Annotated in this window: 16 protein-coding genes; 5 read left to right on the top strand and 11 right to left on the bottom strand. The window is 70.7% G+C overall.

Annotation, left to right across the window (positions count from 1 at the left end; all coding sequences use genetic code 11):
- The 6 genes from HLA95_RS17435 to HLA95_RS17460 form a co-directional block, all read right to left on the bottom strand.
- The coding region (locus HLA95_RS17435) for a transposase (RefSeq protein ID WP_222183995.1) at positions 1 to 314 on the bottom strand (314 nt) is incomplete at its 3' end.
- 204 nt (positions 315 to 518) lie between these two features.
- Complete coding sequence (locus HLA95_RS17440) at positions 519 to 926, bottom strand: hypothetical protein (protein ID WP_222183996.1); 408 nt, start codon at positions 924 to 926, stop codon at positions 519 to 521.
- A 717-nt stretch (positions 927 to 1,643) separates the two neighbouring features.
- A complete protein-coding gene (locus HLA95_RS17445) occupies positions 1,644 to 2,282 on the bottom strand; it encodes a MotE family protein (RefSeq protein WP_222183998.1) in 639 nt (212 codons plus the stop codon).
- The gene (locus HLA95_RS17450) at positions 2,282 to 2,734 is read right to left on the bottom strand and encodes a DUF6468 domain-containing protein (RefSeq protein ID WP_222184000.1); all 453 of its coding nucleotides are present in this window, start codon (positions 2,732 to 2,734) and stop codon (positions 2,282 to 2,284) included. Before HLA95_RS17450 ends, HLA95_RS17445 begins: the two co-directional genes overlap by 1 nt.
- Positions 2,727 to 3,752 carry a flagellar motor switch protein FliM gene (gene fliM, locus HLA95_RS17455; RefSeq protein WP_191062308.1) on the bottom strand — a complete coding sequence of 342 codons (1,026 nt, stop codon included), beginning with the start codon at positions 3,750 to 3,752 and terminating at the stop codon, positions 2,727 to 2,729. Before fliM ends, HLA95_RS17450 begins: the two co-directional genes overlap by 8 nt.
- Before the next feature lie 25 nt (positions 3,753 to 3,777).
- Complete coding sequence (locus HLA95_RS17460; protein ID WP_222184002.1) at positions 3,778 to 4,344, bottom strand: flagellar basal body-associated FliL family protein; 567 nt, start codon at positions 4,342 to 4,344, stop codon at positions 3,778 to 3,780.
- Positions 4,345 to 4,514: 170 nt separating this feature from the next.
- Between HLA95_RS17460 and HLA95_RS17465 the strand changes: the two genes are divergently transcribed.
- Entirely contained in the window at positions 4,515 to 5,510 is a 996-nt protein-coding gene (locus tag HLA95_RS17465; RefSeq protein ID WP_223861585.1) for a proline racemase family protein, read from the top strand.
- 25 nt (positions 5,511 to 5,535) lie between these two features.
- Here the strand turns inward: HLA95_RS17465 and mprF are convergent, their stop codons facing one another.
- Both mprF and HLA95_RS17475 read right to left on the bottom strand, forming a co-directional pair.
- A complete protein-coding gene (mprF, locus tag HLA95_RS17470; RefSeq protein WP_191060431.1) occupies positions 5,536 to 8,157 on the bottom strand; it encodes a bifunctional lysylphosphatidylglycerol flippase/synthetase MprF in 2,622 nt (873 codons plus the stop codon).
- On the bottom strand, positions 8,154 to 9,083 hold the full coding sequence (locus tag HLA95_RS17475; protein ID WP_191060432.1) for an AcvB/VirJ family lysyl-phosphatidylglycerol hydrolase: 930 nt from the start codon (positions 9,081 to 9,083) through the stop codon (positions 8,154 to 8,156). Before HLA95_RS17475 ends, mprF begins: the two co-directional genes overlap by 4 nt.
- A gap of 157 nt (positions 9,084 to 9,240) precedes the next feature.
- On the opposite strand from HLA95_RS17475, the gene HLA95_RS17480 reads away from it, so the two are divergent.
- The 4 genes from HLA95_RS17480 to HLA95_RS17495 all read left to right on the top strand — a co-directional run bounded on the left by HLA95_RS17480 (position 9,241) and on the right by HLA95_RS17495 (position 14,368).
- Positions 9,241 to 9,942 carry a VWA domain-containing protein gene (locus tag HLA95_RS17480; protein WP_191060433.1) on the top strand — a complete coding sequence of 234 codons (702 nt, stop codon included), beginning with the start codon at positions 9,241 to 9,243 and terminating at the stop codon, positions 9,940 to 9,942.
- Positions 9,939 to 10,661 (top strand): J domain-containing protein, encoded by a 723-nt coding sequence (locus HLA95_RS17485; protein ID WP_222184004.1) that lies wholly within the window; start codon positions 9,939 to 9,941, stop codon positions 10,659 to 10,661. Before HLA95_RS17480 ends, HLA95_RS17485 begins: the two co-directional genes overlap by 4 nt.
- Before the next feature lie 138 nt (positions 10,662 to 10,799).
- Positions 10,800 to 12,419 carry a glycosyltransferase family 4 protein gene (locus HLA95_RS17490; RefSeq protein WP_222184006.1) on the top strand — a complete coding sequence of 540 codons (1,620 nt, stop codon included), beginning with the start codon at positions 10,800 to 10,802 and terminating at the stop codon, positions 12,417 to 12,419.
- A gap of 131 nt (positions 12,420 to 12,550) precedes the next feature.
- Positions 12,551 to 14,368 carry a cation:proton antiporter domain-containing protein gene (locus HLA95_RS17495; RefSeq protein ID WP_222184008.1) on the top strand — a complete coding sequence of 606 codons (1,818 nt, stop codon included), beginning with the start codon at positions 12,551 to 12,553 and terminating at the stop codon, positions 14,366 to 14,368.
- Positions 14,369 to 14,475: 107 nt separating this feature from the next.
- Here the strand turns inward: HLA95_RS17495 and gbd are convergent, their stop codons facing one another.
- The 3 genes from gbd to HLA95_RS17510 form a co-directional block, all read right to left on the bottom strand.
- Positions 14,476 to 15,600: a 4-hydroxybutyrate dehydrogenase gene (gene gbd, locus HLA95_RS17500; protein WP_191061378.1), complete on the bottom strand. Its 1,125-nt coding sequence runs from the start codon at positions 15,598 to 15,600 to the stop codon at positions 14,476 to 14,478.
- 267 nt (positions 15,601 to 15,867) lie between these two features.
- Positions 15,868 to 17,874, bottom strand: a complete 2,007-nt coding sequence (locus HLA95_RS17505; RefSeq protein ID WP_223861675.1) for an ASKHA domain-containing protein — start codon at positions 17,872 to 17,874, stop codon at positions 15,868 to 15,870.
- Positions 17,871 to 18,833 (bottom strand): methyltetrahydrofolate cobalamin methyltransferase, encoded by a 963-nt coding sequence (locus HLA95_RS17510; RefSeq protein WP_222184010.1) that lies wholly within the window; start codon positions 18,831 to 18,833, stop codon positions 17,871 to 17,873. Before HLA95_RS17510 ends, HLA95_RS17505 begins: the two co-directional genes overlap by 4 nt.
- Positions 18,834 to 18,838: the final 5 nt, after the last annotated feature.

An 18,838-nucleotide genomic window follows, 5' to 3' on the forward strand; every position in this document is an offset into this window, starting at 1 on the left:
CGATCTCGGCCCTCCTTCTCACGCGTATGCTCACGCAACCGATCGTGCATGCGCCGCAGCGTGCCGTCCTTGCGCCAGCGGGTAAGCTGCGAGTGCACGGTCGGCCATGGAGGAAAGTGGCGCGGCAGCATGCGCCACGCGCAGCCGGAGCGAACCAGATAGAAGATGGCCTCCGCCATCACCCGTCGCGGCCACTTCGGCGGGCGCCCGAGGTGGGATGGTGGCGGAAGAAGCGGCTCCAGCGCCGTCCATTCCGCGTCACTCAGATCGGAAGGGTACGGTCGATCAGGCATGGCGCCCTCCAGCGACGACATGCCTGATTAACCTGCGAACTGGCCATCCCAGTGACTTTGCCGACAGTCAATCAGCAACAGGCGGCGGTCATCGGCAAAAGCCGTCGTCCGCTCGTCCGGTTCAGCGCGAAAGGTCCCGCCCAGCCAGTTCGAGAGAAGCCGGTGATGGCTGGACACGGGTTTGCGCCGGCACGCCGGGGTGATGGCCGAACGGCGCGGGCGCAGTCAAGGCAGGTCGGCCGTGCCGATCTTGGTGCCGAACAGCGGCAGCGCATGCGCGGCACGCAGCACCATCCCGTCGATCTCCAGGGGCGAGTCGCCGGACATGATCCGGGTCCGCAGCCGCCAGCCGGAGAGGTCGTAGAACAGGTCGGGCTTCAGCCGGTCGTTCTCCGGCCGCAGCGCCACGCCGACCGCGCCGGCCTGCAGGGCGATCTCCCCGAACGCCTCGCCCTGCGCCAGCCCCTGGCGCAGGCTGTGCAGCCCCCCGAGCGCCGCCTCCAGCGGCCCCGCCTGGCGGAGATGCAGATCCGGCGGGCGCACCGTGAGGTCGAGTAGGCGCTGCTTCTGGCCGGCCGCCTCGCAGGGGCCGGCCATCCAGGAACCCACCGCCAGCACCATGCAGGCCAGCACCCGCGCTATCCCGCGCTCGGTGCAGGAGGACGGACCGCAGGAAGGTCCGCTCCGGGCGCACGTGTCCGGCCCGCCCGGTCGAGGCGAAGGTGCCATGGTGATCCCTCTGATACGATCCACCACGAGAACACCATGCGCCGATCTCGGGCCGGGTCAAGGAGAGCTGGACGAATCCGCCCCCCTGTGTCCCGGCCGCGACAATTCTCCAAGGCTCGGCTACGCGGCCGCCCACGGATGGAGTTGCCAAGCCCCAGATAGCCGCCCGCGATGGGACCCTGGAACGGGCAGGTATCGGCCATGCTGCACACGGCCGCGGTGCTGCCGTCCGATCCGTGGATCGTCGCGCGGGCCCCGCTGCACGGGCCACGCCCGGACGCGCTCGCTGATGAGTGTCGTGCAGGAAGAGCGCGTGCGTCGCTGAAGCGGCCCGTACCGGCGATACGCTCGTTCCTCGCCATCCTGTCCGGCTGCTGCCTGCGATCCAGCGGCTGCTCGGAAGAGCAGGATAGCCGGATCCGGTCCGGCCATGACGATCAGCGACTGCTTCGCCAATGGGCGGACAGCGCCGATGGCCAGGCTCTGGTCTCCCGGTCCATGCGGCTGGACAGGTGCGCGTGGTCCCCGCCTGGCGGGATCCCAGGTGGCCGCCGGCGGGTTCGCGGTCCGGTGGCACCAGGACCAAGCGGGTAGTCCGGTGCTCCGTCCTCCGGGTGGGCCTCAGGGCAGGGCCAGCCTGGCGCTCAGCGCGCTGGCGCGCTCAGGTGACATCTGCTGGATGATCAGGGCGGCCTTGCCGTCGCGCATCCGCCGCGCGATCGCCGCCACCTCCTCGACCGGGACATGGTCCAGGATCGAGGCGGCGCGCTTGGGCTTCATGGTCTCGTACAGGCGCGCCAGGCGCGCGGCACGCTCTTCCTGCTCGGCTTCGGCCCGCTCGGCCGCGTCGTCCTGTTCCTGGCGCAGCGCCTGCAGCGTCGCCACCTCCGCGCGCAGCTTCTCGGCCAGATCGTGCAGCGCCGCCTCGCGCGCCGCCAGGTCCTGCTCGCGCCGGCTGAGCTCGCTGCGCTGCGCCTCGATCTCGCCGGCCGCGGCCGCCAGCAGGTCGGGCAGCCGTTCCGCATCCGGTGCCGCCGGTCCTGCCGCCGGCTCCACCTCCGCCAGCGGCGCTCCTTCCAGCCCGGCCATCCCGCGTCCGGCGAGCAGATCCTGGGCCAGCCACAGACCCGTGCCCAGCAGGCCCAGCGACAGCAGGAGGGCCAGGCGCAACGCGGCGCCGCCATGTGCCAGCCGGAACTCCCGCCGGGCCTGGACCTGGTCCGGAGCGGGCATGGCCTGGCTGGACCGTCGGCGCATCATCAGCGCAGGTCCCGGATCGCTTGGCGGATCCGCTCGTGCGGCGAGACCGGATCCTGGGCTCGCGGCGGCGGCTCCGCCGAAGGCGCGGCTGCTGGCTGCGGCGCGGCATGAAGGCGGGCGGCCTCCGCGGCGACTGGCGCCAGGGCGGTCGCCTGGCGCAGGGCGCGCATGCCGTCCTCGGCCTCGGCGAGTAGCCGGCGCAGCTCACCGGCCAGTGCCTCGGCCTCGCTCCGCTGGCGCTGCCATTGCCGGCCGAGCCCCTCGGCCATCCCTCGCATCTCGCCGATCGCCTTCTCGGCGCGGCTGGTCGCCGTCATCAGGTCGCCGACGAACCGGCCGATGCCATCGCCACCCTGGCGGAGTGCTGCCAAGCGACGATGCAGCAGCGCGCTCCAGCCGATCGCAACCAGCAGGAGCACGACCAGCACCACCTGCAGCGCCATCTCAAGCATCGCCATCCTCCCGGCGCACGATCCGCTGCTCCACCCGGACCGCCAGCCGCTCGCCATGCCGGCCCATCCGCCCGCTCAGCATCGGCACGGCACCGCAGCGGAGCACCACCTCGCTGTCCGGGCGGGTGTTCAGCAGCAGGAGCGAGCCCACCTTCAGGCGCATCACGTCCTGCAGGCTCACCGACTGCTCGTCGAGCACCGCATCGAGGGTGACGCTGGTCTGCCGCATCTCGCGGGCCAGATGGTTCTCCCAGATCGAGTCTCGGCCGAACTTCTCGCCCATGAACATCTGGAGCAGCGTGTCGCGGACCGGCTCCAGCGTGGCATAGGGCAGGAGGAACTCGATCATCCCCCCGCGCGTGTCCATGTCGATCCGCATGCGCACGACCACGCAGGCATTGCCCGGCCGGGCGATCGCCGCAAAACGCGGGTTGGTCTCGATCCGCTCGAAGCGCATGTCGATCCGGGTGATCGGTGCGAACGCGGTGGACAGGTCGGCCAGCACCAGCCGGATCAGCCGTTCCACCAGGCTCGCCTCGATCGTGGTGTAGGGCCGGCCCTCGATCCGCATGGCCGAGCAGCCGCGCCGGCCGCCCAGCAGCACGTCGACGATGCTGTAGATCATCGGGCTGTCGACCGTCACCAGCCCGTAATTGTCCCATTCCTCCGCCCGGAACACGCCCAGCATCGCCGGCAGCGGCACGCCTTCCAGATAGTCGCCGAACCGGCGCGCGTAGATGTTCTCGATGTGGATGTCGACATTCTCGGCGGTGAAGTTGCGCAGGCTGGTGGTCAGCATCCGCTCCAGCCGGTCGAACACGATCTCGAGCATCGGCAGGCGCTCGTAGGTCACGCCCGCAGCGGTCACCAGCGCCTGCACACCCTGCTTCGCCCCGGCCTCGCGGCCGGCGGTGAATCCTAAGAGATTGTCGATCTCCTCCTGGTTCAGGATCCGGTCCTCGCCGGGCGGCTCGTCCGCCCGATGCCCGTTGCCGGAAGCCGACACGCTGCCGCTCATCCCGGCTCTCCCGTCTGCTCCTGCCTCACTGGACCAGCATTTCCTTGAACAGCACGTCGTCGATCCGGCCGGGATCGAGCGCCAGGTTGATGCGCGCCAGCATCTCCTGCTTGAGCCGGTGCAGGGCGGACGGGCCACCCAAATCGTCCACGGTCAGGCTGCGCAGGTAGAGCTGGAAACTGTCCATGATCCGCGGCGTGTACTGCACCACCGTGTTGGCGGTGGCCTGGCTGGACACCTCGACCGCCAGGCGCAGCTTCAAAAAGCGCATGCGCTTAGTGTCGGAGCTCAGGTTCACCAGCACGTCGGGCAGGTCGATGAAGATCACCTTCGGCGCCGCCGGTGCGGCGTCATGCCCGCCGGCCGCTGCCGCGGCCTCGCCATGCCCGGCCTCCCCGGCCGTGCCGGCAGCGGGATCGGGCAGGGCCGCGGCCGCGGCAGGCGGCGCTGTCGAAAACAGCCCCATGAAATAGGCGCCGGCCCCGCCGGCACCCGCCAGGGCCAGGAGCCCGATCAGCCCGAACATCATGAGCTTGCCGCGGCCGCCGGCCTTCTCTGCCGTCGCCGCCGGCTCCTTCGCCTTGTCCGCCATCGTCCTGCCTGTTCCCGTAGCTCGAAGCGGCCGCCCTCGACCCGTTGGCGACCTGCCCGGCACCCAATCTAGCCGCGCCCGGTTAACAAACCCTTGCAGCCCGCAGCATCTGGACAGGGTGCCCGCAGAGCGGCTTCCATCCGCCAGCCGCAAGCGTGGGGTGGCGTGTCATGCCCGAGATCGAGACCGTGGAGATGCACACGGGCGGGGAGCCGGTGCGGATCGTGACGGCGGGCTTCGTGGTGCCTGCGGGCGGCACCATCCTGGCCAAGCGCCGCTGGGCGGCCGAACATGCCGAGGAGCTGCGGCGCCTCCTGATGTGGGAGCCGCGTGGCCATGCCGACATGTATGGCGTGCTGCCGGTCGAGCCGGACCTGCCGGATGCCGACCTGGCGGTGCTGTTCATGCACAATGCCGGCTGGTCGACCATGTGCGGCCATGCGGTGATCGCACTCGGGCGGTTTGCGGTGGAGCAGGGCTTGGTCCCGGTGCGGGAGCCCCTGACGCCCGTGCGCATCCAGTGCCCCTGCGGCCTGGTCGAGGCGCTGGTCGAGGTCGAAGGTGGCAAGAGCGGTGCGGTGCGGTTCCGCTCGGTCCCGGCCTTCGCTCATGGCCTGGATCGGGTCCTGGAGGTCGAAGGGGTGGGGCCGGTCCTGGTCGATGTCGGCTATGGCGGGGCCTTCTATGCGGTGATCGACGCCGGCCAGTTCGGCCTGGACGTCGGCCGCTCGCCGGTGGGCGAGTTGGTGGAGCTGGCCCATCGGGTCACCACGGCTGGCCGGGCGCAGCTCGAGCTGCACCATCCGGACGACCCGGACTTGGCCTTCCTCTACGGCACGATCCTGACCGATGGCGGCAGCGGCGAGCACGAGCCGTCGGCCAATGTCTGCGTGTTCGCCGAGCGGGAGGTCGACCGGAGCCCGACCGGCTCAGGCGTGACCGCGCGGATGGCGCTGATGCACCGGCGCCGACAGGTGGCGGCCGGCAGCATCCGCCGCTTCGCCAGCCGGACCGGAGCGGTGTTCACCGGGCAGGTGGTGGGGGAGGAACGGCTGGACGGAAGGCCGGCCGTGCGGGTCGAGGTGAGGGGCCGCGCCCATTTCACCGGTGCCGCCCGCTTCACCCTGGAGGAGGACGACGCCATCGGCCGCGGCTTCCTGCTTTAGGTGAGGCGGGAGCCGGCGCGCGACGTCAGCGCTGGACGATGCCGCTCCAGCCGCCCGAGATCAGCGCGGTGATGTCGGGCAGCACGCGTGCCAGCGATATGCCTGGGTAGAGCAGGTAGCTCGGCCGCCAGGTCGGCTGGAACTTGGCCTTGAAGGCGCGCAGCCCCTGGAAATTGTAGAGGCGGCCGCCATGCCGGGCGGCGATCCGCCCGAACTTCGACCAGGGCGAGGCCAGATGGTGCTCAGGGAGACCCGCCAGCGGCGCCATGCCCAGGTCGAACCAGGCAGCGCCCTCGGCCTTGGCCCACAGGATCGTTTCCACGATCAGATAGTCCATGGTGCCGGGCGGCGCGTCCGGCAGGAAGCGCATCAGGTCGATGCCGACCTCCTGGCCATCGCCCGAGCGCCAGATATTGGCGAACGCGACGATCTCGCCGTTGCGGCGCACCACCGCGCAGGGCGAGGTCGAGAGATAGGCCGCGTCGAAGCGGCCGAGCGAGAAGCGCTTCTCCCGAGTCTTCCGCTCGGCCAGCCAGGCCGACGACACCCGGCCCAGCTCGTCCAGATGGGCCAGTACCTCGGACGGCGGCAGGACGGCGAAGCTCAGGCCGGCGCGCGGGGCGCGGTTGCGCACGTTGCGCAACTCGCCGCGTTGCTTGCCCTGCAGGTCGAAGGCCGGCAGCGAGATCCGGGCATTCTCGCCGATCTTGACCGGACGCAGGCCGAGATCGAGCAGCCAGGGCAGGGCATCGGGGCCCACCTGGTAGAACACGGTGCGGCCGCCATGGCGGTCGACCTGGGCGTGGAAGTCCCAGAGCAACTCGGCCCAGCGCTCCTTGGGGCCGATGGGCTCGCCCATCACCACCCAGGAGCGGCCCTGGACCGCGTACATCAGGAAGGCTTCGCCGGTGCGGTCGAAGAACAGGGCCTTGTCGCCGGTGAACACCAGCATGGCGGTGGTCGAGCCGTGCTTGGCCACGATCGGCCGTGCCCGGTCCAGCTCCTCGGCGGTCGCGGGATGGGGGGCTGCCGGCGGCGGCCGCAGGAGCTGGGCCAAGCTCAGCAGTGCCGCGATCAGCAGGGCGATGGTGACGCCGCGCATCGACCGGGAAGCGGCCGCCTCAAGGGCGAAGGTCGACCACAGGCTGTGGCTGTAGTCGACATGGCGGTAGGCGAAGAACAGGATCCAGACCATCGCCGCCAGCACCGCCGCGATCGCCACCACCCAGCTCAGCGACAGCCGCTCGTCCAGCAGCGAGCTCTTGCGGTAGAAGTCCGAGCGGCAGGGCAGGAGCAGGACCAGCACGAGCAGCAGGTAGATCGCTTCTTCGTAGTCCAGCCCCTTGGCGAGTGTCGCGAGCGCGCCGGTGGCCAGCCCCAGCGCCGCCAGCGTCCAGGCGGCGTTGATCCGGCGGTACAGGCCGCGGGCCACCAGCAGCAGCCCGGCACCCACCATGCTGGCCCAGACATGGGCGAACTCGACCACGAACAGCGGCAGGTATTCGCCCACCAGATCCATGCGGGGCTCTTTTGCCGGCGTGGCGACCGACAGGAGCAGGATCACCCCGGCGATCCCGGTCAGGATCGCGAACAGGGTCGGCGCCATCGGCCCGATCGCCTTGAGGGTGATCTGGCCGACCGTGCCGAGCCAGCCCCGGATCCGCGCCACTTCCAGCCCGCCCATGATCACCGCGCCCAGCAGCAGCGGCACCAGGTAGTAGCAGATCCGGAACAGGACCAGCCCGCCGACCACGCCCACGATCAGGTCGTCGGCCGGGCGCAGCAGCACCAGCACCGCGCCCTCGAACACGCCGAGGCTGCCCGGCACGCTGCTGACCACGCCCACCATGATGGCGGCGGTGAAGACCGTGATCGCGGCCGGCAGCGACAGGCCGAGCTCGGACGGCATCAGCACCCAGAAGGCGGTGGCGGCAGCGCCCAGATCGAGCAGGCCCAGGATGATCTGGATGATGGTGACGCCCGGTGTCGGCGCCTGGATCCGGTGGCCGCGGACCTCGATGCTGCGCGGCTTCAGCCAGCCCCAGAAGATGTAGGCGGCCACGATGATCAGCAGCAGGCAGCCCAGCGAGAACCAGAGCGTGGTCGAGATCGGCGTGGCCTGGCCCAGCGTCTCGGGCGAAAGCACCAGGATGAGGCCGGACAGGGTGGCCACGCCCAGGGAGAAGGTGAAGGTGAAGAAGGCCTGGACCTTGGCGACGTCGAGCGCGCCCAGCCCCTGGCTGACATAGAAGCGGTAGCGCACCCCGGCCCCGACGAAGGGGGCGAAGCCCGTGCAGTGCGCGATCGACTGGGTGACGAAGCTCGCCGTGGCGATGTGCAGGAGCGGCAGCTTCTTGCCGGCCCAGCGGACCCCGTAGATCTCGTAGCCGACCAGCATGGCGAAGCTGAAGAAGGTGAAGAACAGCGCCAGGAAGACGCGGTCCCAGCCGATCCGCTGGATCTCCTCGGTGACGTCGCGCCAGTGGAACGAGCCGACCATGCGGTGCAGCACGGCGATCGCCACCACGAACAGGACCGCACCCACCACATAGGGTGCCAGCACCTTCAGGTGCGTGACCCAGGCGCGGCCCCTGCCGGCCGGGCTCTCGCCGCTTCCCGTCGCCTCCGCCACCTGAGGTGCGCTCACCAAGTTCCTCCACTCCTCTGCCCGAGGCCGGGCAGGATTGTCGCCGCGATCGCCGCGCAGTCACCGTCGAAATGATGGCCGCCGGGACGCTCGGTCAGCTCGGTGCCCTCGGCCTCGCCGCTGCGGCAGCCCGTCTCGTCCGCGCCGAAAAAGCACTGGACGCGGCTCCTGTCCATGCGGGCGAGGTCGGGCGGGATCGGCCGGGCGCCCGGGCTGGCCCAGCCGGCTCGGTCCGCCAAGTGGAACGTGAAATCGGCCGATACCCCCAGCGCCAGCAGGCTGACCTGCGCGACTGCCGCCCGGGTCTGCGGCGCCAGCAGCGGCCAGACCGCCGGCAGCATGTCGGCGCCGAAGCTGTAGCCGACCATGACCACCCGGTCCTTGCCCCATTGCCGGCGATAGTGACGCACGATCCGGTCCAGGTCACCTGCCACCTCGGCCGGCTTCCGTGCTTTCCAGAAATGGCGCAGGGAATCCAGGCCCGCCGTGGGCAGGCCGTAGGCCACGAGATATCCGGCGCTGCTCTTGTCCAGGTCGCGCCAGCCGCCGTCGCCGGACAGGATGAGGGCGAAGCTGTGGCCGGGCCCTTCTGCCGGAAGCCCGACCAGGGGCAGGCCGGCCAGCAGCACCCCCTCGTCGGCCGAATCGGCGGCCAGGGTATCAAGCCAGGTGGCGAGGTCGATGCCGATCACGCCGTGGCCTGTTGCCGGGAGGGTGGTCGCAGCCTGCTCCATCAGCCCGTTCCAGCCGTCCAGGTCGGACACCAGGAACAGGATGGCCCCGGCCTCGCCTTCAGGTGCTGCGGCATGCAGCGTGCCCAGCCGGCTGCCGGATGTCGGTGCGATCGGCTCCGTCGCGAAGAGCGGCTTCGGGCCGGCCGCCGCTGCCAGGGTCGCCAGGAGGAAGCAGGTCGGGAACCATGTCATGGTGCGACTCCGGCAGGGCGTGCCGCGCAGGGAGTGATGGCCAGCACGGTGGAGTAGCGGGCGCCATGGGCGATCCGCAACATGCAGCGTGCCGCCGGCCGGGACGGGCCGCCGGTATGCCCTTCACGCGTCGCGCGGCCGACGCCATATCAGCGGCATGACCGACAAGTTACCGGCATCCCGTGGCAAGGGGGACGTCCTGAAGTTCGTGGCCGAGGCGCAGGCCCTGGCCCCGGCCCCGGCCGCGCGGGACGTGGCGCGCGTGATCTTCGCGGTGGATGCCACCCAGTCCCGCGAGGCCACCTGGGACTTGGCCACCGGCCTGCAGATGCAGATGTTCGACGCCGCGGCGGCGCTCGGCGGCATCGGCGTACAGCTCGTCTATTTCCGCGGGCTGGACGAGTGCCGCGCCTCGCGCTGGCACCTCCAGCCGCGGCCGCTGATCGAAGCGATGGGCAGGGTGCGCTGCCTGGCCGGGCACACCCAGATCGCTCGCGTGCTGCGGCATGCGCTCCGGCAGCGGCAGGAAGGCCGGGTGGCCGCACTGGTGCTGGTGGGGGATGCCTGCGAGGAATCGGTGGACGAGCTGGTGGGCCTCGCCGGGCAGCTCCGGCTGGTGTCGGTGCCGGTGTTCGCCTTTCACGAGGGGCCGGACCGCCATGCCGAGCGGCTGTTCCGCGACCTGGCGCGGGTGAGCGGCGGCGCGTTCCACCCCTTCGACCGGCAGTCGCCGCAGGCGCTGGCAGACGCACTGCGCGCCGTTGCGGTGTACGCCTCGGGCGGTGCCGCCGAACTGCAGAAGCTGGCGGCGCGCGAAGGCGGCACGGTCCGGCAGATCGCCCAGCAGATCGGCAAATGATCGTACTGGTATGGATCCTGGGTGCGGCGGGGCTGCTGATCGCCGGCTGGTATGCCGCCGGCAGCTTCGCCCGCGCCTCGCCGCAGGCACTCGCCAGCGCGCTCCGGCTGTTCCTCGCGAGCTTCGCGGCCATGGCGGGCATGGGCCTGCTGGCGTTCGGGCGCCTGGGCGTGCTGGCGGCACTGGTGGGTGCGGTGGCGCTCACGACAGTGCGGCTGGCCAAGCAGCGGCGCCCGCCGGACCCGCTGGAGGAGGCCGACGCTGCCGGCCAGTCCAGCGTGGAGACCGCATGGCTCGCCATGCGGCTGGACCGGGCCAGCGGCGAGCTGAGCGGACAGGTGCGGCAGGGGCGGTTCGCCGGCCGGGAGCTGGCCTCGCTGGACCTGGCCGAGCTGCTCCTGTTGCGGGAGGAACTGGCGGCGGCCGAGCCTGCATCCTTGCCGCTGATCGAGACCTGGCTGGACCGGATGGCCCCGGACTGGCGGCAGGGCGCACGATCCGGCGCGCACCGTGGCGCCGGTGCCACGGCCGGGTCCGCCGGCATGGACGAGACGACGGCACTGGAGGTGCTGGGGCTGCAGCCGGGTGCCGGCCGGGCCGAGATCGAAGCCGCCTATCGCCGGGTCATGGCGAAGGTCCATCCGGACAAGGGCGGCTCCGACCGCCTGGCCAGCCTCGTCAATGCGGCAAGAGAGTACCTGCTGAATCGTTCCGGATAACCTGACGTCCTGCACGCAGCCGTGGTACACACAACCGGAACGTGAACAGTTGCAGAAGGCGAGGGTCGGGGCTTCATGCCGATGAATGCGGCGATTCAGTTCGAGGATACCAGCTTCAGGACAGATCAGCCGCGATTGATGGGCCGTCAGGCCGCGACGGAGAGTTTCTTCCGGGCCTGGCTGCAGCACGGGCAGGTCGACGTGGCGGTGGGCTATGTCGAGCGGGCGGCCGAGCGGGCGGCGTTCGCCGAGGCGGTCCGCCGGATCGACGGCCATGACCGCCGTCTGCTGGCGCTGGCGACCCCGGCCGACACTACGGCAGTCCAGGCGACCGGCACGCTGTTCCGCGCCGACCCGGGTCTGGCCGATCTGGCCTACCGGCGCCGGCGCGGCGACCCGCGCCGCTGGTCGCTGGTCGGGATCACCCACACCACTGCGTCGGTGGGGGCGATGCGGGCGCTGGGCGAGCTGGTGACGGGCCCGGTCGAGCCCTGGGATGCGGTGATCTGCACCTCCAGCGCCGTGCAGGCGATGGTCCGGCGGCAGGTCGAGGGCACCTTCGCCTATCTCCAGGAACGGCTGGGTGCCAGCCGCCGGCCGAAGCTGAACCTGCCGGTGATCCCGCTGGGCATCGACACGCACAGCTTCGATGCCGACACACCCGCCGCGGCCGAGGCGCGCCGGGCCTTGCGGGCCAAGCTCGGCATCGCCGAGGAGGACGTGGCGGTCCTCTATTTCGGCCGGCTGAATGCCTACGTGAAGGCCCACCCGCTGCCGATGTTCCTAGGCCTGGACGAGGCGGTGGCGGAGCTCGGCCCGCGTCTGTCCGGCCGGGTCCACCTGATCCAGGCCGGCTGGTTCACCGACGAGAAGCGCCAGGGCCACTGGGAGGAAGCCCAGCGCCTGCTGGCCCCCCGGATCGTCCACCATGTGCTGGACGGCCGGCAGCCCGAGCTGCGCTCCGGCCTGTGGTTCGCGGCCGACCTGTTCGTGAGCTTTGCCGACAACATCCAGGAAACCTTCGGCCTGACCCCAGTGGAGGCAATGGCCGCGGGCCTGCCGGTGGTGGGCTCGGACTGGGACGGCTACCGCGAGACCGTGGCGCCCGAATGCGGCGTGCTGGTGCCGACGGTGACGCCGCCGCCGGCCGCCGGAACCTGGCTCGCCCAGCGTTTCGAGGACGGCTACGAGACCTACGACACCTATTGCGCGGTCGCAGCGCTGGCGACCGCGGTGGATGTCGGGGCGGCGCGCGACGCATTCGTGGCCCTGCTGGCCGATCCGGCCAGGCGGCAGGCCATGGGCCGGGCCGGGCGGGAGCGCGCGCGGGCGCTCTATGACTGGTCCACCGTGATCGCCGCCTACCAGAACCTGTTCCGCGACCTGGAGAAGCTGCGCAAGAAGGCGCAGCCCGCACCACGCCGGACGGCGGCCAATCCCTGGCGGCGCAATCCGCTGGAGCTGTTCCAGAACTACCCCAGCCGGGTGATGCAGGCGGGGCTGCGCGTGCGCGCGACCGCGCGGGCAGTGACGGGCTCGGGCCCCGACCTGATGGCGCTGGACATCGTCCAGTTGCGCAACCGCGTGCCGTGCGACGGACCCAGGAGCCGGTCCCTGATGGAGCGGATCACGACGGCCGGTGCCGCCGGCGTCAGCTTCGAGGAGCTGGTGGGCGGGGAGAGCGGCGAGGCCGCGATGATCCTGACCTACCACCTGGGCTGGCTGATGAAGATCGGCGTGGTCGAGCTGATGATCTGACCGGGCCGCAGGCGGCGACGGAAGCAGTATCAACCATACGTTTCAAGTTGCCCCGTGGGCTCGCCCTGCGCATATAGATAGGGCTCCAGCCGCAGCCGTTGTCCCCCCCGTCGACCCTGGTCTGGAGCCGCATGCACCACGCGCCACTGCTCGCAACGATCTGTGTCGGCTTGGTGCTGGCCTTCTTCTTCGGCGCGATCGCCCATCGGCTGAGGATCTCGCCGCTGGTGGGCTATCTGCTGGCGGGTGCCGCGGTCGGCCCGTTCACGCCGGGCTTCGTCGCCGACCAAGGCCTCGCCAACCAGCTCGCCGAGATCGGCGTCATCCTGCTGATGTTCGGCGTGGGCCTGCATTTCTCGATCAAGGACCTGCTGTCGGTGCGCCTGATCGCTGTGCCGGGTGCCGTGGCGCAGATCGCGGTTGCGACCCTGCTGGGCCTGTCCCTCGCACTCCTGGCGGGCTGGCCGGTGGCCGGCGGCGTGGTGTTCGGCCTGGCGCTCTCGGTCGCAAGCACGGTGGTGCTGCTCCGCGCCATCCAGGAACGGCGCCTGGTCGAGACGGAGCGCGGGCGGATCGCGGTCGGCTGGCTGATCGTCGAGGACCTGGTGATGGTGTTCGCCCTGGTCCTGATCCCGGTGATCGCCCACACCATCCAGGGCACCGAGGTCACCGAGCACATCGAGGTCGGCGCCGGGCCGCTGGTCACCCGCCTGGACCTGGGCCTGTGGGGCATGCTGGTCCTCACGCTGGGCAAGGTGGTCGCCTTCGTGGCGCTGATGCTCGTGGTCGGGCGGCGGGTGATCCCGCGGCTGCTGCACTGGGTCGCCCATACCGGCTCTCGCGAGCTGTTCCGCCTGGCCGTGCTGGCGATTGCGCTGGGCGTCGCCTACGGCGCCACCGCCCTGTTCGACGTGTCCTTTGCGCTTGGCGCCTTCTTCGCCGGGATGATCCTGAGCGAGTCGCCGCTCAGCCAGCGCGCCGCCCAGGAGACGCTGCCGCTGCGCGACGCGTTCGCGGTCCTGTTCTTCATCTCGGTCGGCATGCTGTTCGACCCGGCCATCGTGCTCGAGGCGCCCTACCAGCTCCTGGGCACGCTGCTGATCATCCTGGTGGGCAAGTCGATCGCCGCCTACCTGATCGTGCGCGCGTTCGGGCGGCCGGTCTCCACCGCCTGCACCATCTCCGCGAGTCTGGCGCAGATCGGCGAGTTCTCCTTCATCCTGGCGACCCTGGGCGTCCAGACCGGGCTGTTGCCCGAGATGGGGCGCGACCTGATCCTGGCGGGGGCGATCATCTCGATCCTCCTGAACCCGCTGGCCTTCGCGCTGTCGGACCGGGTGGCGCCGGTCGAGCCGGAGGAACGCCGGGCACCCATCCCGGCGGCACCGCCGCAGAGCCGGACGGTCCCGGCGCCGACCGACCTGTCCGGCCACACCGTCCTGGTCGGCTATGGCCGGGTGGGCCGGGTGGTCGGCAGCGGCCTGCGCGATGCGGCCGAGCCGTTCCTGGTGATCGAGGACCGCGACGAGCCTGCGGCCTTGGCGAGGCTCGACGGGGCGGAGGTCATGAGCGGCAATGCCGCGGACCCGCGCGTCCTGGAAGCCGCCAACCTCGCCAATGCCCGGCGACTGTTCGTGGCGATCGCCCAGAGCTTCGAAGCCGGCCAAGTGGTGGAGCAGGCCCGGCGGGCCAATCCGACCCTGGAGATCCTGGCCCGTGCCCATTCCGATGCCGAGCTGGAATATCTGGCCGGACTCGGGGCCAGCGAGACCATCTTGGGCGAGCGCGAGATCGCCCGCGCGATGCTGCGCCACGCCGGGGTCGGTGATGACGTCCTGCCCGCCGCCCCGGTGCCGGCACCGCAGGTGCTGCCCACGCCTGCGGTGCCCGGGCTCACGCACCCGCCCGCGCGCGAGCCCGACCGGGCATGCGGCGGGGTCGCCACCTGACGGGGCCCCCGGCTGGGCACCGAAGTGATCGGCAGGCCGATCACCATCGAGCACGCCTGCGAGAAGTGCTGCACCATGCCGGGCGGCTGAGGGGCCAGGCTGCCTCCTCAGAAAACCTCCTCGAGCATCTGCCGGTAGTCCGCGGCGGTGGCCGCCCGCGGGTTGGTGGCATGGCTGTGGTCGGTCAGGGCGCGCTCGATCACGAGGTCGAACACGTCACGGCCGACGCCGAGGGCGCTGAGGCTCGCCGGCACGCCCAGGTCGCGGTTCAGGGCCGCGAAGGCGTCGGCCAGGTCCTCGCCGGCGCCGAGCCCGAGGGCCACCTTCAGCCGCTCCATCTTGTCGCCGACATGGCCGGCATTGAAGCGCAGCACCGGCGGCAGCAGGAGCGCGTTCAGGGTGCCGTGGTGCAGCACCGGGCTCTTCAGGCCGCCCAGCGCATGGGACAGGGCGTGGACCGCACCCAGGCCCTTCTGGAAGCACAGGCCGCCCTGCAGCGAGCCCATCATCAGCTCCCAGCGGGCCTGGCGATCGCCCCCGTCCTGGCAGGCCTGGCGGATGTGGCGCCAGACCCGGCCGGCACCGTCCAGGCCGATCGCATCGGCCGGCGGGTTGATCCTGGGCGAGAGGAAGGTCTCGACGCAGTGGGACAGCGCGTCGATCGCGGTGACCGCGGTCAGACCGGGCGGCAGGCCCAGCGTGAGCTCCGGGTCGCACACCGCCTTCTTCGGGATGACATGCGGGCTGATGAAGCCCAGCTTGCGGCCGTCATCGAGCGTGATCAGTGCCGCGCGGCCGACTTCCGAGCCGGTGCCGGCGGTGGTCGGCACGGCGATCACCGGAGCGACCTTGGCGGTGATCCGGGTGAGGCCGCCCAGGATCATGGCGTAGTCGGCGAGCTGACCCTCATGGGTCGCCATCAGCGCCACGCCCTTGGCCAGATCGATCGGCGAACCGCCGCCCAGCGCCACGATGCCGTCGCACCCGGCCTCGCGATAGGCGAGGGCGGCCGCCTTCACCGCCGCCTCGGTGGGGTTGCTCGGGACATCCAGGAACAGGGGCACGTCCTGCCCGAGCAGTTCCTGGACCCGCCCGACCAGCCCCGCCTTTTCCAGGCCCCGGTCGCTGACCAGCAGCGGCCGGGTGATGCCCAGCGCCTTCAGATCCTCGGGCAGCCCGTTCACTGCGCCGAAGTCGAACCGGATCGCGGTGAGATAGTTGATGTCGGCCATATGTTTCCAGAGCCTCCTCAAGCCTGCGCGTCGGGGCGCGGTACTACGGCGGGCGCCCGAACTGAACCCCTGAATGACGGCAGCGGCCGGAACCTTGAAAGCAGCTTGCGGTTGAGACTGGAGAACCGCAGCTCCATGGAGAGGATGATGCTCCTCCAGGGTCTCGTCGGCGGACTGGCCAGCGCCGCCATCCTCATGCTGGCCCTTGCTCCCGTCCACGGTGTACAGCGCCGTTACCGGCGCCGGCACCGCTGACGTGCCGGCCGGTCAGCCGCGCCGCCGGCGCCGGCGTCCTTCGCCTTCCTCGGCTGCCAGCTCCTTGGGTGCGGGCAGCGTGACCGCCTTGGTCAGGTGGACATAGTCGGCGGTCTTGTGCGGGAACGCCATCGCCTCGACGAAGTGCTGCTGGAAATTCGGCTCGATCGCCGTCTCGATCTTCTGGATCCGCTTCACCACTGACTCGATCTCGCGCCGCGCCGCCTTGTTCAGCAGGGCGATGCGGGCACCGGTGCCGGCCGCGTTGCCGGCGGCCTGGACCTTGGTGAGGTCGCAGTCCGGGATCAGGCCCAGCACCATGGCATAGGTCGTGTCGATATGGCTGCCGAAGGCGCCGGCCAGCATCACCCGGTCGACATGGGTAACGCCGAAATGGTCCATCAGCAGCTTTGAGCCGGCATAGAGGGCGGCCTTGGCGAGCTGGATGGCGCGCACGTCGGTCTGGGTGATCCGGATGCGCGGCTCGCCGTCGCGCAAGAGATAGGAGAAGGTCCGGCCGTCCGGCTCGATCCGCGGGGTGCGGGAGGCCATGCCGCCGTCGATCACGCCGTCCTTGCTGATGATGCCGCACAGGAACATCTCGGCCAGCACCTCGATGATGCCGGAGCCGCAGATGCCGGTCACGCCGGTCTTGCGCGTGGCCGCCGCGAAGCCCGGATCGTCCGACCACAGGTCGCAGCCGATCACCTTGAAGCGCGGCTCCAGCGTGTCCTTGTCGATCCGCACCCGCTCGATCGCACCCGGTGCGGCACGCTGCCCGCCGGAAATCTGCGCACCCTCGAAGGCCGGTCCCGTCGGCGAGGAGCAGGCCAGCAGCTTGTCCTTGTTGCCCAGCACGATCTCGGCATTGGTGCCGACATCCACCACCAGCGAGACCTCGTCGCGCAGATAGGGCGTCTCGGAAAGGACGACGCCCGCCGCATCCGCGCCGACATGGCCGGCGATGCAGGGCAGCACATAGACTCCGGCGCCCCGGTTGATGGCGCTGTCCAGGCCCAGATCGGCGGCGCGCAGGTCCAGGGCACTGTCCAGCGCCAGGGCGAAGGGGGCGCCGCCCAGCTCGGTGGGATCGATGCCCAGCAGCAGGTGGTGCATCACCGGGTTGCCGACCAGCACCGCGTCCATGATCAGGTCCGGCTCGATCCCGGCCTCGCGCGCCACCTCGCCGGCGAGCGTCGCCAGAGCTTCGCGAACCGCGCTGGTCATCTCGACCTCGCCGCCCGGGTTCATCATCACATAGGACACCCGGCTCATCAGATCCTCGCCGAAGCGGATCTGCGGGTTCATCAGGCCAGACGATGCCACGACCTCGCCGGTGCCGAGGTCGCAGAGATGGGCGGCGATGGTGGTGGAGCCGACATCGACCGCGAGACCGAAGATCCGCTCGACCAGGCCCGGCCAGACCGAGACGATCCGTCTGCCATCCCGCACCGCGGCGGTGACCTGCCAGCCGCCCTTGCGCAGTGCCTTCTGCAGGCCCTGGAGGACATGGAGATCGGCACTCAGCCCCTCCAACTGCCACTGGGTGCGCAGCGCCTCCAGGAGGCGCTCCAGGTCGCCGCGCGGGTCGTGCATGTCCGGCTCCTGCACCTCGACGAAGTGCAGGGTGGTCACCGGGTCGAGCGCGATCTCGCGGACTTCCGCCCGCTTGCGCACCACCTGCTTGTGGACCTGGCTTTCCGGCGGCACGTCGATCACGACGTCGCCCTCGAGCAGGCTCTGGCAGGACAGGCGCCGGCCCTCGACCAGGCCCTTGCGCTGCCGGTAGCGCTCCTCGGTGGCGGTGAAGCCGTTCAGGTGGGCTGCCGAGGAATCGATGCCGTGCTTGGCGAACGAACCCTCGCCGACCGTCACTTGGCAGCGGCCGCACAAAGCCCGGCCGCCGCAGACCGAATCGATGTCCACACCGAGCTTGCGCGCGGCTTCCAGCAGCCTAGTGCCGACCGGGAAGCGGCCGCGCTTGCCGGACGGCGTGAAGACGACGAGGGCGTCGGTCACGATGGCATGATCTCGTTCGGGTCGGCGGAGGCGGCGGGGGCTTCGGCGGCGGCAGCGCGGCGGCGGCGACGCTCGCCGCGCTCGCCCCGGCCGCCATTGCCGCCTTCCGGTGCCGGCTCACGGAACTTGGCCAGCCACTTGGCGCAGTGCGGGTCGTTGCCGAGCATCACGTCGGCGCCCATGATCGCGTGCATCTCGGGCTCGTGCAGCGGGTTCATGATCGCCGAGGTCATGCCCGCACCTGCGGCCATGGCCAGGAAGTTGGCGTTCAGCCCGTGGCGGTTGGGCAGGCCGAAGCTGACATTGGAGGCGCCGCAGGTCGTGTTGACCTTCAGCTCCTCGCGCAGCCGGCGGATCAGCCGGAACGCGGCGACACCGGCATTGCCGAGCGCCCCGATCGGCATGACCAGCGGGTCGACCACGATGTCGTGCGGCTTGATCCCGTAATCGGCGGCATGGCGGACGATCTTCTTCGCCACCTCGAAGCGCACGTCCGGATCCTCGGAGATGCCGGTCTCGTCGTTGGAGATCGCGACCACCGCGCAGTCATACTTCTTGACCAGCGGCAGCACCGCTTCCAGCCGCTCCTCCTCGCCGGTCACCGAGTTGAGCAGCGGGCGGCCCTGATACACCGCCAGCCCCGCCTCCAGGGCCGCCACGATCGAGCTGTCGATCGAGAGCGGCACGTCGGTGAGCGACTGCACCAGCTTGATGGTGTCGGCCAGGATCGCCGGCTCGTCGGCCAGCGGGATGCCGGCATTCACGTCCAGCATGTGCGCGCCGGCCGCGACCTGGGCCAGGGCGTCACGCTCCACCGTGGAGAAGTCGCCGGCCGCCATCTCGGCCGCCAGCTTCTTGCGCCCGGTCGGGTTGATCCGCTCGCCGATCACGCAGAACGGCTGGTCGAAGCCGATCGTGACGGTCTTGGTGCGGGAGGACACGACGGTGCGGGTGGTCATCTTCA

Origin of the sequence: Geminicoccus harenae (genome assembly GCF_019800005.1) — a bacterium.
GTDB lineage: Bacteria > Pseudomonadota > Alphaproteobacteria > Geminicoccales > Geminicoccaceae > Geminicoccus > Geminicoccus harenae.